At 44.0% G+C, this 16,276-nt stretch carries 12 protein-coding genes; 5 read left to right on the plus strand and 7 right to left on the minus strand.

All coding sequences use genetic code 11. From position 1 onward, the window contains the following. Nucleotides 1-26 precede the first annotated feature (26 nt). From mnmE to rpmH, 5 genes are all read right to left on the minus strand, one after another. A complete protein-coding gene (gene mnmE / locus AAJP47_RS04035; protein ID WP_346716633.1) occupies nucleotides 27-1,478 on the minus strand; it encodes a tRNA uridine-5-carboxymethylaminomethyl(34) synthesis GTPase MnmE in 1,452 nt (483 codons plus the stop codon). 192 nt (nucleotides 1,479-1,670) lie between these two features. Next, nucleotides 1,671-3,353, minus strand: coding sequence for a membrane protein insertase YidC (yidC, locus tag AAJP47_RS04040; protein WP_346716634.1), 1,683 nt, complete (start codon nucleotides 3,351-3,353; stop codon nucleotides 1,671-1,673). Nucleotides 3,354-3,569: 216 nt separating this feature from the next. Next, nucleotides 3,570-3,947, minus strand: a complete 378-nt coding sequence (gene yidD, locus AAJP47_RS04045) for a membrane protein insertion efficiency factor YidD (RefSeq protein WP_346716635.1) — start codon at nucleotides 3,945-3,947, stop codon at nucleotides 3,570-3,572. A gap of 1 nt (nucleotide 3,948) precedes the next feature. Next, on the minus strand, nucleotides 3,949-4,320 hold the full coding sequence (gene rnpA, locus AAJP47_RS04050) for a ribonuclease P protein component (RefSeq protein ID WP_346716636.1): 372 nt from the start codon (nucleotides 4,318-4,320) through the stop codon (nucleotides 3,949-3,951). Between the two features lie 194 nt (nucleotides 4,321-4,514). Next, nucleotides 4,515-4,649: a 50S ribosomal protein L34 gene (gene rpmH / locus AAJP47_RS04055; protein WP_007394757.1), complete on the minus strand. Its 135-nt coding sequence runs from the start codon at nucleotides 4,647-4,649 to the stop codon at nucleotides 4,515-4,517. A 663-nt stretch (nucleotides 4,650-5,312) separates the two neighbouring features. On the opposite strand from rpmH, the gene dnaA reads away from it, so the two are divergent. The 4 genes from dnaA (at nucleotide 5,313) to gyrB (ending at nucleotide 13,014) form a co-directional block, all read left to right on the plus strand. Beyond that, a complete protein-coding gene (gene dnaA / locus AAJP47_RS04060) occupies nucleotides 5,313-6,758 on the plus strand; it encodes a chromosomal replication initiator protein DnaA (RefSeq protein WP_346716637.1) in 1,446 nt (481 codons plus the stop codon). Between the two features lie 446 nt (nucleotides 6,759-7,204). Beyond that, nucleotides 7,205-8,380 carry a DNA polymerase III subunit beta gene (gene dnaN, locus AAJP47_RS04065; protein WP_346716638.1) on the plus strand — a complete coding sequence of 392 codons (1,176 nt, stop codon included), beginning with the start codon at nucleotides 7,205-7,207 and terminating at the stop codon, nucleotides 8,378-8,380. Nucleotides 8,381-8,542: 162 nt separating this feature from the next. Beyond that, the gene (gene recF / locus AAJP47_RS04070; RefSeq protein WP_346716639.1) at nucleotides 8,543-9,733 is read left to right on the plus strand and encodes a DNA replication/repair protein RecF; all 1,191 of its coding nucleotides are present in this window, start codon (nucleotides 8,543-8,545) and stop codon (nucleotides 9,731-9,733) included. Nucleotides 9,734-10,413: 680 nt separating this feature from the next. Beyond that, a complete protein-coding gene (gene gyrB, locus AAJP47_RS04075) occupies nucleotides 10,414-13,014 on the plus strand; it encodes a DNA topoisomerase (ATP-hydrolyzing) subunit B (RefSeq protein WP_346716640.1) in 2,601 nt (866 codons plus the stop codon). Between the two features lie 220 nt (nucleotides 13,015-13,234). On the opposite strand, the gene rlmF is transcribed toward gyrB, so the two are convergent. Continuing rightward, nucleotides 13,235-14,257, minus strand: coding sequence for a 23S rRNA (adenine(1618)-N(6))-methyltransferase RlmF (rlmF, locus tag AAJP47_RS04080; protein WP_346716641.1), 1,023 nt, complete (start codon nucleotides 14,255-14,257; stop codon nucleotides 13,235-13,237). Nucleotides 14,258-14,322: 65 nt separating this feature from the next. Beyond that, nucleotides 14,323-15,033, minus strand: a complete 711-nt coding sequence (locus tag AAJP47_RS04085; RefSeq protein ID WP_346716642.1) for a LysE family translocator — start codon at nucleotides 15,031-15,033, stop codon at nucleotides 14,323-14,325. A gap of 407 nt (nucleotides 15,034-15,440) precedes the next feature. On the opposite strand from AAJP47_RS04085, the gene AAJP47_RS04090 reads away from it, so the two are divergent. Continuing rightward, on the plus strand, nucleotides 15,441-16,256 hold the full coding sequence (locus AAJP47_RS04090) for a crotonase/enoyl-CoA hydratase family protein (protein ID WP_346716643.1): 816 nt from the start codon (nucleotides 15,441-15,443) through the stop codon (nucleotides 16,254-16,256). Nucleotides 16,257-16,276 lie beyond the last annotated feature (20 nt).

Here is a 16,276-nt window from a genome sequence, read left to right on the forward strand (position 1 = left end):
TGTTTATTAAATCCGGTATTAGCTAGTTATTTACCAATACAAAAGCTACCAAATATCTTACCCAGTAGATCGTCGGCGCTAAATTCACCTGTGATCTCACCCAGACTCTGCTGCGCTTGACGCAGGCTTTCAGCCACCAACTCTCCGGCTTGAAATACTGTCAGTTGCTCGTGCGCTTCTACCAAATATTCAGCCGTACGCCGTAATGCATCTAAGTGCCTTGTACGCGCAATCAAGCTGTTTTCTGGTGGGTGAAAGCCAACTTTGTGACACAAGGTTTCCACCAAGGTATCGATACCAGCCCCTGTTTCACATGAAACATTGACTTGCTCATACCCCCGATTTTTTATTTCTGCTTGGGAAGCAGAGGCAGCTTTTTCGATTTTGTTATCGTTTAACAGATCGCTTTTATTAGCGATGATCAGCAAGCGTTTGGCCTCTGGTAGCTCACCAAATAACTGCTCTGCCAGCTGCAATGGTGTGCTCGATTCTTCAAGATCGCGGGTGACATCGTAGACCATTAACAGCATATCAGCCTGCGTGATCGCCGTACGCGCACGCTCGATACCAATACGCTCAACCGTATCCTCAGTCTCACGCAGACCAGCGGTATCAGTTAAATGTAAGGTCAAGCCATTGAGCACGACGGTCTCTTGTAGCGTATCACGCGTGGTACCCGCCACATCAGTAACAATGGCTCGCTCCTGCCCTGCTAGGCGATTAAGCAAACTTGATTTACCCGCATTGGGCCTGCCGGCTAAGACAACATGTATGCCGTCACGTAACAGCTGACCTTGCTTGGCAGTCGCTAAGACCTGTTGTATCTTAGTTTGGGTCTGTTCAAGCTTGTTTTGTATGACACCATCAGATAAAAAGTCGACATCTTCTTCATCAGGAAAATCAATCGCCGCTTCGACGTGCAAACGCAGATGAATCAGTTGCTCTAATAATTGATTAATCTCTTTTGAAAACTCACCACTTAAAGAGCGAATAGCGCTACTGGCAGCAGCGGCACTGGTCGCATCGATAGCATCAGCAATCGCTTCTGCCTGTACCAAGTCCAACTTATCATTATCAAAAGCGCGATAAGAAAACTCCCCAGCGCTTGCCTGTTTTGCGCCCAACTCAAAGACCCGAGCTAGCAGCTGGTTTTGTAAAATCAAACCACCATGCCCTTGTAGCTCGACCACATCCTCGCCTGTGAACGAATGCGGACCTTTAAAATACAACACCAACCCTTCGTCGATCACCGTACCATCTGCTTGATAAAAACGGCAAAAACTGGCCATCCGCGGCGTAAAGTCCGACTTACCCGTGAGCGTACAAGCAATGGCATAAGCCTGCGCCCCTGACAGCCGTATGACACCGACACCGCCGCGACCAATAGGCGTTGCAATGGCAGCAATCGTGGTCGATACAGAAGCGCCAAGATTTTCAGATGAATTGGGGTCGGACGAATGCGGGGTGGTTAATGCCATCTCTAGGGAATCCACAATCACTCTCAATAACTAAAACCCCCATTATAGACGGCTGAACGCAGACTGACAAAGCATAGTTTGTATGATGACACTCTATAGATTAAAGCCATGCAAAAGTAACAACGCAAAAGTGACAACCATAAAAAAACCACCGCCTAAGCGATGGTTCTTTAATCAGCTAAAAAAGACTCATTAATCGAGTACCTTGACGGTACGACGTTTTTGCTCTTCTTCAACTTTTTTATTAACGATGTATTGCTGAGTCATACTAAACAAGTTGTTCACTGTCCAGTAAAGCACCAAACCGGCTGGGAAGAACAACATGAAAGCGGTAAAGATAATGGGTAAGAACTTCATCACTTTTGCTTGCATAGGATCAGCTGGCTGCGGGTTTAGCTGCTGCTGGGTAAACATCGACGCACCCATCAATAGCGGTAAAATAAACCATGGATCCATCGCTGATAAATCCTGAATCCACAAGATCCAAGGCGCATGGCGTAGCTCCACACTCTCAACCAATACCCAATACAAGGCTAAGAAGATAGGCATTTGCATCAAGATGGGCAAACAACCCGCCATCGGATTGACTTTCTCTTCTTTGTAGATCGCCATCATTTCTTGCGACATCTTCATACGATCGTCGCCATGCTCTTCTTTTAGCGTTTTGAGTCTTGGTGCAATCGCGCGCATTTTCGCCATTGAGTAGTAACTCTTGTTAGAGAACCACATCAACGCAATTTTAACTAAAACGGTCAGTATGATAATTGACCAACCCCAGTTACCAACAACTTTATGAACCCCTTCCAAGATAGCAAACAAGACTTTTGATATTGGCCAAAGCAGACCATAATCAACCGTTTTATTGAGACCCACAGCCACATCTTTAAGCTCAGACTGTACCTTTGGCCCTGCATATAACGTAGCATTTAACGTAATTTGTCTGTCTGGTGCCACATTGACAGGTTGGCTATTAAAGCCAATAAAATAATCATTCCCTGTCTCACGACTAAAGAACTTACCTGTGAAGTTTTCAGGCGTCCATGCAGAAACGAAATAATGCTGCACAATCCCCACCCAGCCTTCATCACTGGTCGTATTCAACTCACCATCACTAAACTTATTAAACTTCAGCTTATTGTAAGGATCGTCAGGCGTACCCCAAGCACCGCCCAAATAGGTCGCCATGCTTAACGCACCTTTATCAGACATACCAGGATCTTTACTATCATCACGCTTTAACTGCGCAAACATCTGACCTTGCCATGCATTTGCAGACGCGTTCTGGATTTGATAGCTGATATCAATCGGATACTTGTCATGTGTAAAGGTAAAAGTCTTGGTAATGGTCACGCCATCTTTTTTGTAGGTCAGCGGTACAGATAACGTTTGCTGCCCATCTTCCATGACGTAATTATTCGCAGTATGACTGTAAGTGGCGCGGCCTTCTGCGGTATCGATACCGTTTGGACCAATCAGACCAGATTGTGCCACATACACGCGATTGCTATTGCTTTCTAGCAACACGAAAGGCTCATCGCTATCAAGCGTCGCGTTATATTGCTTGAGAGCCGCATAGACAATATCACCGCCTTCTGGACTGATTTTTATATCATAGCGATCGGTCGTTACCGTGATTAGCCCTGTGTCTTGAGCAGGCGTAGACGTTACCGCATTCGTATCAGTAGGTAGTGTCTGTACCGGAATATCACCTGCCGCGCCAGTCGTAGAAGGAATGTCAGCACCTACTGAAGCAGTAGTCTCTGGCACTGCATCCACAGCTGGTTCATCGGCATAATCATCTCGCCATGCCAAAATCAGCAGATAAGCGGTGATTAGCATCGCAATGATGATCATCACCCGAAATATCTTTTGCATAAACCTTTCCTAGATTAAAAAATTAGGGAATGAACAATTAGGGCATGTGTCATGACCAAACAACATCATTGTCCCCATATGTAACAACAGTATTGGTAGTCATTTACATAAAATGTGCATCATTTTACTAAAAATTCACTTCAAATGATACCAAGAGTGTGGATAACTTGTGGGTAACTTATCATTCAAGATAACCACAAGTTATCCACACTCTTATCACAACGTAGATCGCATTAAATGATTGAGACGAGCAACATAGCTTTTACTGTCACGATAAACCCCCATACCCTCAACGAGCAACGGGAATGAGTGGGTAGAATGCAAATAATGATATTGATAGGACGCTAAGGGTAGTGGGACAAAATCGATACCATGTCCACCTAAAGGATGACATCTACCCATTCGTTTCAACAACAACCAGCTGCCTCTCCAAACCCCATGCCATACTAAAGCCTGTTTGCCATAATTTGAGCAAGTAGGATAATAGCGACAACGCGCAGGTAATATAGGACTAATTATTTTTTGATAAAAAACAATAAAATTAAAAAATAATTTAAAAAATATATTTTTAATTTTATTTAAAAAAATTTTCATTTTATTTTTTTTCTATTTTTTTAAAAATATTATTTACCTGATTTTTTAATTCTTTATTATCTATATCTTTTATAGATTTTTTTATGATAAAAACAATATCTTTATTTTCTAATTTAAAAGCTTTAGTCCGAAACTGTTCACGTATTTGACGCTTTATAAGATTACGAGCAACCGCGGTGGGTACTTTACGCTTAGTAATGGCCATACCAACCCGCGCCTTGTCCATCGTATTGGTACGTACAAAAGCCATCAAATGGCTCTGATGGATCTTACGCTCAGGGGCATCAAATACCTCACGGAACGCTGCTGGGGTCAATAAGCGCTGCTCTTTGGTAAAGCGGGCGGCAGATGTGGCTGGGACAGTGTTGGGCATGGTAGCACCTAATATAAGAGCAAATAGCAAGATTGAGAATAACAGTAAAAGATAGAGACAAAAAAAGCGCCTATGCGGGCGCTTTTAATATATGACTATATGGTTTCGTATCAGTGGTAATAATTGATTATTTCGATCTATAAATGACTGGAATATAACCATCGTTACTAGTCATTTTTATCGTAATCTACTGATTATACAGTAAGACGATGACGTCCTTTAGCGCGGCGACGAGCTAAGACCTGACGGCCTTTTTTAGTAGCCATACGAGCACGGAAACCGTGAGTACGTTTACGCTTGATCACGCTTGGTTGGAATGTACGTTTCATAACTCACCTATCAAAATAATGGACTAAATTCGTAATAACGGAGGATTATATCATTTGATAGTAATTTGGTCAATAAACTAATTCATTATCTACTACTGCTGGTTTATTTTGCTTCTAGACAATCTTATTTTGATCAGCTGTCTGTTTCTTAAGAGGTAGTTTGGTGTTTTCAAAATATGAATTTGTTGTTAGAAATATTCTTAGAAACAACTATCAGAAACTTTCTTTTTTAGAAGTTATCCACAGTTTACCTCGAACTCTATAATAATAAATTAATTAATATATATAAGTATTGTTGTTATTGGGAGCTTGATTATCTGTGGCTAAGTCTGTTTTTGTCTTATTTATCAAAATACTAGACTATGGGTAAGCCTGTGGATAACCTGTGGGTGAAATATGGATAACTTGCTTTTTATACTTATCCACAAAACTATCCACAGTCTTATCCCCAAAAAACAAGGTGTTATCCACAGGCTAATTATGTTAGATTAGCACCTTATTCGACAGACGATTTCGTACGCGTTGTTCCGCTTCTTGGTTGAGTGACTTTTACGGTTGAATGACTTTTACGGTTGAATGGTTGCGACGGATGCTTGGTATAAGACACCTATCTAGATCGTAAACACATTTTTCTTATTTCAAATTATAGGGTTAGTACTGTTCATGATAGACACAGCAAGTATTTGGGACAAATGTCTAAATGACCTACGGTATAACGTTAAAGACAACGTATTTACCATGTGGTTAAGACCATTGTCAGCACATCAAGAAGCGCAAACCCTTATCATACTTGCGCCCAACGATTATTTTGTGACCTATATCAAAAAAAACCACTTGCAAGATATCCAGCAACTGGTTGCCAAGCATAGCCAAGGAAGTATCGAAGAGGTTGTCGTACGGGTCGATAATGCGGGCCGTGACAGAGAAAATGACAGTCCATCGCAAGCAGACTCTTTGTTTACAGAAGATGAGCTCTCCCCTACCCTAGCAGAACACAAATTTGAAACCGTTCATCATAACAATGCCAAAGCAGATATTGATGCCAATATGCGTTATGCAGAAGCAGTCGATTCTACCGATGCAAAATCGCTCAGTTATCTAAACCCCGACTTTACCTTCGAAACCTTTGTCACTGGTAAGTCAAATAACCTCGCCCACAAAGCCTGTTATGAGCTCGGCAAGCGTCAATCAAAAAATCGTCACAATCCACTTTTTATATACGGCCCTTCTGGTTTGGGAAAAACGCATTTAATGCATTCTGTAGCACATCGCTATTTAAAAAATAATCAAAGTTTTTATTATTTCACTTCTGAAAAATTTATTAATCAATTGGTTTATTCTTTAAGAAATAATAAAATAGAAGATTTTAAAAAGAAAATTAAAAAAGTAGATTTATTAATTGTAGATGATATTCATGTGTTGGCTGGAAAGACCAAAAGCAGTAATGAGTTTTTGACCTTATTTGCGGATTTTACCAGTGGTGACAAACAACTGATTTTGGCCTCTGATCGTCATCCGTCGCAAATGACAGAGTTTGATGAGCGCTTTAGATCGCGCTTTTCTTGGGGATTAACGGTGGCAGTCGATCCTCCTGAGATTGATACTCGAGTTCAAATCTTACAAAAAAAGGCGGCGTCATATGGCATGACCTTACCTAAAGAGTGTGCCCTCTTTATTGCTCAAAACGTGGTTTCTAATGTCAGACGCTTAGAAGGCGCCCTCAATCAAGTTTTTGCCAATGCCAACTTAACTGGCGCACAGATCACGCTTGAGATGGTACAGTACGCGCTAAAAGACATCGTTGCTATGCGTGTCCAAGCCGTCAATATGGATAATATCCGTAAAGTGGTCGCAGAATACTATGATGTTACGGTTAAAGACATTATGGGACGCAAACGCACGCGTAGTATTGCCAGACCCCGACAGATAGCCATGGCGTTATCAAGAGAGCTGACGGGTGACAGTTTCCCTGAGATCGGTCAATCATTTGGCGGTCGCGATCATACGACGGTAATGCACGCTTGTGATAAGGTAAATGAATTGCGCGTCGCTGATCCGGCGTTTGATAAAGATTACAAAACGCTAGCGCTGATGCTGCAAGCAGGTTAGAAGACGGCGGCATTGATATATTTTATATATAATCGGTTCATTTTAGAAAGAATACAGCGCGCTGCTGGTATGAATTGTTCGATGCCTTTGGAGTTCAAAGCACACAGCAAGCGAGGATGATTTATACCTTAACCGCGCTACATCGGTTTTAGAGTCACTTGGCGATAGAGGGTTTATAATATCGAAAATATAAGCAGACAGATACCTAATGGATTATCGTCAGCAGACAAGGTATGATTAAGCCAATATCTGATATCTATAATCAATCCTAAATAAAAAAAGTACACCTATTATCAGGCGCTATTGAAACAAGTTTTCTTGCTTACTGTGCTTTCGCAGACAAAGGCGGCGCAAAATTTAACTCAGTAGCACTGTATTTATTTTATATTGGATCAACTCTATACAAAAAACACTCAAGTAAGAGTAACTAATAAGAGTAACTAAGCATGCAATTATCGATTAATCGAGAGTCGTTACTAAAAGCCATTAATTTGATTGCCAAGGCTGCTGATAAGCGCCATAACATGGTTATTTTGGGCAATATTAAGCTACAACTGTCTGAGTCAACGCTTATTTTGACCGCTTCTGATTTGGAAGTGGAGCTGACATCGACATTGCAACTGCCTGCGGGTGCTTGTGTGGAAGCGGGGACAACCACATTGCCTGCGACCAAGCTAAAAGACATCTGTAAATCATTGCCTGCGCAAGCCCAAATCAATCTTGCCACGCAAGCGAATGAGCGCTGCTTACTGACCAGTGGCAAGAGTCGTTTTACGTTAGGCACCTTGCCGAGTGAAGATTATCCAAGCTTGGGCAATCCTGAAAATATTACGCCGTTGAATATCAGTCGCAATCGTTTGATCGATTTGATCCACAAGACTCAGTTTGCCATGGCCATACAAGATGTCCGTTATTATCTAACGGGTATGTTGTTTGATGTTTCACAGCAACAACTGACGACGGTTGCGACTGATGGTCACAGACTGGCATTGGCACGTAGTGTCATCGATGTCAGTAGTGATCTTAATATGCAATCAATCTTGCCGCGTAAAGCGGTGATTGAACTAGAACGCTTGGCCACTGAGCTTGGTAAGATGCTGGGTGAGCAAGACAATCAAGTTACCCTCAGCTTTGGTCGTGAGTTTTTGCAAGTGAGCCTGCCGTTTGGTGAGGTTGATAGTGCAGGGCAGGTCAATCAAAACCTCATGGTGACGTTTACCGCGCGTTTGATTGATGGCAAATTCCCTGATTATCGCCGCGTGATGCCGAGCAATACCGATAAACTTGCTCTATTCAATCAAGAAAAAATGACCGATGTACTACGCCGTGTGGCTATTTTGAGTAATGAAAAGTCTCGCGGTGTGGTGTTTAATTTTGCCAGCGATGGCATGGTAGAAGTGCGTGCCAACAATGCTGAGCAAGATGAAGCGGTCGAGATGATACAAGCAAAATATCAGGGCGAGCCGATGGAGCTGTCTTTTAATGCGGCGTATTTGCAAGACGTATTGGGTGTCATTCAAGGTGATTTACAAATGCATATGAGCCAATCAAATGCGTCTGTCTTGGTCAATCAGCTAAATGATGAGTTCCATCAGTATGTAATTATGCCAATGCGCATATAGTGAATTTTGAATCATATATTTATTTCCTGAGGGTTGAAAGTTAAGCCGTAATTAGCGCTATTTGGCGCGTTAACGCTTAGCTTTCGACACTTTTGAAGGCAATAACAAATAAACATTTGTAATCTAATAAACAGATAATCTCAATGGGCGGCTGTCGGAATTATGATTGAACGTCTACAAATCTCCCACCTGCGCAATCTAACTCAAGTCAATCTACCGTCAGCGGCTTGCAATGTCATTATTGGGGCAAATGGTAGTGGTAAGACTTCATTGCTTGAGGCAATATTCTTATTATCACGCGGTAAAAGCTTTCGCCATCACCAGCCAAAACGTTATATTCAGCATCATCAGAATACAGCGACAGTCCACGCTAGGATCAATGATGGTAGTACTTTAGCCATTCAAAAGCAAGCCGATGCCACAACGATCCTGCGTCTCAATCAGACCACAGTATACAACCAAAGTATCTTAACTGAGCAACTGCCAACCTTGCTGATTGATCCGTCGACTATGGACATGTTAGAGCAGGGAAGTGCCAGTCGTAGGCAGTTATTAGATTGGTTAGTGTTTCACATGAAACAAGGGTTTCATCCACAATGGGTCGCTTATCAGCGTCTCTTAAAACAGCGCAATAGTTTGCTAAAAAAGACACATCATTTGACGCAAGTACAGCTCGCCGAGTTAAGATCATGGGATAAAGGGTTAAGCAATCATGCTGCTCTGATTCATCATTATCGTGAACGTATCTTTGCAGAATGGCAGTCGTATTTTGCTGATAGTATCGCGCAATTACTGCCGAGCTACGCGGAGCAGTTGAGTTTGAGCTATCAGGCAGGCTATGACACCAGTATTGCGCTTGATGTGCAGCTAGACGAGCGCTTAGAGCAGGATTTGCAATTGGGATATACTCGTATTGGCAATCATCGTGCTGATGTCCACGTCCACTGGCGCTCAAACGAGACAAAAACCGCTAGCGACGATGTGACTGCCACGCCACAAACCGATGTTCATAAAACGTTACCGATTTTAAAGGAGCAGGCGGCCAACGTATTGTCTCGCGGGGAGAAAAAGCTGTTAATCACCGCACTGCGTCTATCACAACTACCATTGTTATTAAATGAAGAAAAATCTAACGACCACTTTAAATCGCAAAACACCCCTGTGGTGCTATTGGACGACCTTACCGCAGAGCTTGATGATAGAGCGATCAAGGTTTTACTAACAACCTTGTCGCGGTTACCTTGTCAGGTATTTATGACCAGTTTGACCGATGAGGTGTTACCGTTGGTGCAAAGTTTGTGGTCAGAACCGCGATTGTTTCATGTGAAACAAGGTGATGTCTTTTTGGTTTAAACAACGATTTAATTTGTAGGTTTCCAGTCCAGTCTTTCCTCTCTGATGACGCTATAACGCTATAGGCGATTCTAAATAAAACAGATACGTTATTTTATGGCGCGGAACTAATATAAATTTTTCTGGCGTGCTGTGCCTACGCCGACAGAGGCTGCAAAAAATTCATATCTGTCCCGCTGTATCGTTTTTATACCGAACTCACTATATCAAACTTCTTACTACTCACCTTAAGATTTCCTTCCAATATTTATAGGCTTTGACGGTCTGTTTTATCAGTATAAAACTGCCAGTAAACAGTGACTTAGAAGCAAAAAAATGCTAAAATATTCCTTTATTTTTGTCCTGTTCTCAGTAAATTGTTTGCTAACGTTATATCGTTCTTTTTTAATATCTGTATCATCTAAGTAATTGATAAATATGATATTTTTTAAATTACTTTTTATGCTACTGATAGTAGAGAAAAAGAAACCAGTTTTAGAGATAACGATACTGGCTCAGAATGTTTTGAGTCCAGCGCCAGTCTTAGGTTACGGTGGTAAATAGCAAGACCAATACCCGTTTAAGACAGCACAGGTATCGAAGATTTTAACAATAAAAGTTACGTCTAAATAACGTTATAAGGCGTCATCCTAGTGGTGCGTCAAACAAATGGCTGATTATGGCTAGATTAAGGAATACACATGAGTGATTCATTACCTACAGACCAAGAACAACTGATAGCAGACAGTATCGGCGAAAATGCGGTGGCTGCTGCAGGATTACCCTCTGATTATAGTTCTAAAGACATTCGGGTATTGCGCGGGTTAGAAGCCGTACGTGTGCGCCCAGGCATGTATATCGGCGATACAGATGATGGTACTGGTCTACACCATATGGTCTTTGAGGTGGTGGACAACTCTATTGACGAAGCGCTTGCTGGTCACTGTGATCAAATCGACATCATCATCCACGAAGACGAATCAGTCAGCGTCATGGATAATGGGCGCGGCGTGCCTGTCGATATCCATCCAGAAGAAGGCGTGTCGGCAGCACAGGTCATTATGACGGTATTGCACGCGGGCGGTAAGTTCGATGACAATAGTTATAAGGTGTCGGGCGGTCTGCATGGCGTCGGTGTATCGGTCGTCAATGCGTTGTCGAAAAAGCTTGAGATGAATATCTGGCGTGAAGGCTATCATTATCATCAAACGTACACGGATGGTGTGCCGGATGCAGATATCCAGCAGATGGAAGCCACGGATAAAACAGGCACGCAAATTCGCTTTTATCCAAGCGCGGACGTCTTTACGGGCACCGTCTTTGAATACGATATTTTGGCCAAGCGTTTGCGCGAGCTGTCGTTTCTAAACTCTGGCGTGCGTATTGTTTTAACCGATGAGCGCATCGACAAGCGTCATGAGTTTGAACACAAAGGCGGTTTGCTTGAGTTTGTCAGCTATATCAATGCAGGCAAAGATGGCGTCAATGAAGTGTTTCATTTTAACAGCGAACAAGACGACGGTATCAGTGTCGAAGTCGCGCTGCAGTGGACAGACACTTACAACGAAAAAGTATTGTGTTTCACAAACAACATCCCGCAGCGCGATGGTGGTACGCATCTATCAGGTTTCCGCTCCGCACTAACACGCGGTCTAAACAGCTATATAGATCGTGAAAACTTATTCAAAAAAGAAAAAGTCGTCGCGACTGGGGATGATGCGCGTGAAGGATTGACCGCCATCGTTTCTGTCAAAGTACCTGATCCAAAGTTCTCAAGTCAGACCAAAGACAAGCTGGTATCAAGCGAAGTAAAATCGGCGGTTGAGTCGGCAATGAGCGATAAGTTCAATGACTACTTATTAGAAAACCCAAGTGCGGGTAAAGCCATTGCCAACAAGATTCTTGATGCGGCGCGCGCCCGTGATGCAGCTCGTAAAGCGCGTGAAATGACACGCCGTAAAACCACGTTGGATATCGCAGGCTTGCCGGGTAAATTGGCGGATTGCCAAGAAAAAGATCCTGCATTGTCAGAGCTATACATCGTGGAGGGTGACTCGGCAGGTGGCTCAGCCAAACAAGGTCGTAGCCGTAAAACGCAGGCTATTTTGCCATTAAAAGGTAAAATCCTAAACGTAGAGCGTGCGCGCTTTGACAAAATGCTGTCATCAGCTGAAGTGGGTAACTTAATCACCGCGCTTGGTTGCGGGATTGGTCCTGACGAATATAACCCTGACAAAATCCGTTATCATAAAATCATTATCATGACTGATGCGGACGTGGATGGCTCACACATTCGTACCTTGTTATTGACGTTCTTTTTCCGTCAAACGCCTGAGCTGATCGAGCGTGGTTATGTCTATATTGCTCAGCCACCGCTGTATAAAGTGAAAAAAGGCCGTCAAGAGCTGTATCTCAAAGATGACGAAGCGCTTAAGGCTTATTTATTGTCATCAACGATTGACAGTACCAAACTGCATATCAGTGCCGACGCACCTGCGATTACGGGTCAAGCGCTTGAAGCGCTGCTTAATGACTACAACCAAACGCAGCTAATCAAAGCCCGTTTGCAGATTCGTTTCCCAGCAGTGATTTTGGATGCCTTGACGCATACGCCAAAGCTTAGTACCGACATGACGTATGACAAGTCTGCTATGCAAGAATGGCAAGCGGCGATGCAAACCCAGCTTGACCACTTTGGTAGTGATTTAAACCCTGAGATTGAGTTGGTCAACATTCATGCGCCGCAACCAGAAAATATGGATGCTGCTGCCAGTGATCTGTTGGGCATGACGCCGCAAATTGCCACTGAAACAACCTCTGATAACGGCGACTTGTCTAGCAAAGCACAGTGGTTGCCCCGTGTGACGGTTTATGTGCACCAGTTGGCACATCATTATTTACTGGATTCTAGCTTTATCAATTCCAGTGAATACGGTAAGCTCTTGCGCTTATCGAGCGAGTGGAACACTTTGCTTGCAGACGATGCCTTTATTCGCCGTGAAGCCAGTGCGGGTACGAGCAAAGATATTCCAATACGCGACTTTGATTATCTATGGCAGCAAATGATGCTAGATGCGCGCCGTGGTCTATCAGTTCAGCGTTATAAAGGGCTGGGGGAGATGAACGCCGATCAGCTTTGGGATACGACGATGGATCCTGAAAACCGCCGTATGTTGCGTGTTACGATTGAAGATGCCATTGCGGCAGATCATATGTTTACCTGTCTAATGGGTGATCATGTCGAGCCGCGCCGTATCTTTATCGAAGAGAATGCATTGACGGTGTCTAATCTAGATATTTAATAGAATGAGTAAGTAACATGCGTGACTAGTAAAAATTTTTCTTGCTTGCTGTGCCTACGCCGATAGATGCAGCAAAAATTTCTCCCAGTCACGCTGACCCTTCTTTATATTAGTCCGGTTATACTGACTATACTTAAATTTTTATAAAAATACCGCCTTGATAATCAAGGCGGTATTTTTTTGTTTCACGTGAAACTTAAATAGATACTACTTCTAGTAGTTACGCTTCATCAGTATGAAAACGCCACGCAAGGACACGGGTGCTTTTTTGACCCTGACTCATCTCGATAATGCGCATTTGCGCAACATCTAATTGCTTGAGTAGTAGCTGCAACGGTTTCACGTTTTCTGACTTTGAGACAAGTGTGGTAAACCAGCCAACGTGCTCAGCGAAATCTTGGCTCTCTTTTGCCATCTTAGTCAAAAACGCAATCTCGCCGCCTTCACTCCACAGTTCTTTATGCTGACCGCCGAAGTTTAGGTTTTGCGCCGCATTGCCTGACTTTGTTGAATGACGGCTGATTTGCTCGTTTTCATTTTTGCCGCGATGTCGTTGCAGGTTATGCTGCTTGCGACTATTGGCTTCCATCGCTTCTTCCAGTGACGCGTGGAACGGTGGGTTGCAAACGACCACGTCAAAATAGTCTTGGCGACCGATGATGTTTTTAAAGATAAATTTGGGTTCTGGTTGCAGCTTTACTTTTACCGCACTTTTTAGCTTTGGATTGGCTTCGCAAATAAGGGCGGCGGTATTGACCGACACGGGATCAATATCGCTTGCGGTGAAACGCCAGCCGTAGCTTTGACTACCGATAATTGGATAGATGGCGCTGGCACCAGTTCCGATATCTAAGGCATGAATCTCTTTACCCGTGGGCGGCGTGTTGTCTGCATTGACGTGGCTGGTTTGCGCCAGTAAATCGGCAACATAGTGAATATAATCGGCACGTCCCGGGATAGGCGGACACAAGTAGCCTTCAGGAATGTCCCAAAACTTAACGCCATAATAATGCGCCAATAGGGCTTTATTCAGGACGCGCACCGCTTGGTGATCAGAGAAGTTGATCGTCGGCTCACCCTTTGGATTGGTGATGGTGTGATCGGCAAGCTCAGGCAAGGCGCGGGTCAATACCGCAAAGTCATAACGACCTTGGTGCGGGTTACGCGGATGCAGCTGACCGAGCTTTTTGGCGGTCGCAGGCGAGCGGTTTCTGTGTTTTGGGTTTGCAGGCTTACTTGTCATAGTGTGGGGCTTTGATGTCTGAATATAATGCGTCAGTTTAGCAGATTTCACGCCTTACTAGCGGCTTATCGACTGCGTAAAATAAGATTTAAACCCAATACAATCATCGCTGACCCCAATACGCGGTCTATCCAGTGCTCGAAACGTTGAAAGCGGCGATGGATCGCAGGGACTGAAAACAGAATCACCACCGTGCTAAACCATAACATCTGCAACACCATCATCCACACGCCATAAATCGCCAATTGCCAAACAGGTATATCCGGTGATAACACCAAGGTAAATATCGCCACAAAATACACGGGCGCTTTTGGGTTAAACACATTACAAAAGAAGCCACGGCGCAGAATGGCAAATACCGAGTCGGTTTCTTTAGGCAGAGTATTGAGTGCTATGTCTTTACTAGAAGATAATGTTTTATCGGTAAGCGTTTCATGTGAAACATCAGAAACTCGCTCTATTGAATTCGCTAAGTCTACTGGCTTTTTTGGCTTTGCCTGAATGCCTTGCCAACCCAAATAAATCAGATAACCACCGCCCAACCATTTAATCGCGGTCAGTAGCGGCTGCGAATGAGCGATGACGGTTGCCAGTCCCAATACCGAATAGATGACATGGATGCCCAAGCCAAACGTAATACCAAGGCTACAAATCAGGCCAGTGCGCCGACCTTTTGATAAAGTTTGCTGCGTCACCAAAACAAAATCAGGGCCGGGTGAGGCGGCTGCCAGCAAGTGAACGCCTGTGATAAGCAAAAAGCCATGCCAAAATTCCATAAGACCGTTATTCCTTTATACCGCTGGGCCAAAAAACAAATAAAACAACACCACAAAACTCAATAATAGTTGCACTTATCATGGGTGAGGTCAACTGATAATAAAGCCCGATTTTAGCAATAATAGGCTGTGTGCATCACCGCTTTACTGCTTGTGTTCTAGCGTAAGGGTGGCTATATTAAAGGGCAGTATTAAAACTATGTTTGCCATAACGGTCGATATAGTTAATCCAACATAAAAGTGGCACATAAGATCGTAACGCTCTACCGGTATAAATTTTACTCGCTGGCTGTTTGCAAGCGTGACAGAGGCGTCAAAAAGTTCATACCAGTAGATCTATGCCCTTTTTAAAATGGATCGGCTCTACAACACTTCTACACAACACTGGTTTCGACAAGGATCAAGTCATGACTAAAGACGCCACTCAACGCACTGACCAACGCACCGACAACCGCATCACTTACGACATACAAGGGCACATCTGCCTCATCGGACTCAATCGGGCGGGCAAGCGCAATGCGTTTGACAGCCATATGATTCAGCAATTATCCGACGCCCTCACTGACTACGAACACGACGATCATCTACGCTGTGCGCTCATCTTCGCACATGGCGAGCACTTCACCGCTGGTCTGGATTTGATGGAGCTACAAGACAAATGGGACAAAGGCGCGTTTGAGTTTGATCACGATCAAATCGATCCGTGGGGCATCAGTGGTCAACTGCGCCGCAAACCTGTGGTCGTCGCGGTACAAGGCACGTGCTTTACCGCTGGTATTGAGCTGATGCTCAACAGTGACGTGGTCATCGCAAGTGACAACTGCAACTTTGCACAAATGGAAGTACGGCGCGGTATCATGCCGTTTGGCGGCGCAACCGTCCGATTTGTCGCGGCGGCAGGCTGGCAAAAAGCCATGCCGTATCTACTCACAGGCAAAGCATTTGATGCGCAGACAGCGGATCGGCTTAATCTGGTCAGTGAAGTGGTCGAAAATGGCACCGAATACGAGCGCGCGCTCACGATTGCCAAAGAAATCTGCCAAGCAGCACCGCTTGGTGTACAAGGTCTGCTATCGTCAGCACAAGATGTGAGCCGTAGCGGCGTCGGCGCGGCACTGGCAAATATCCATAGCTACTTGCCAGATTTGTTTTATTCGGAAGATGCGCGTGAGGGTGCGATGGCGATGGTGGAGAGAAGGGAAGCTGAGTTTAGGGGGCGTTAGGCGTTTTTAGTCTACCTCTT

This window comes from Psychrobacter halotolerans (assembly GCF_039680845.1).
GTDB lineage: Bacteria > Pseudomonadota > Gammaproteobacteria > Pseudomonadales > Moraxellaceae > Psychrobacter.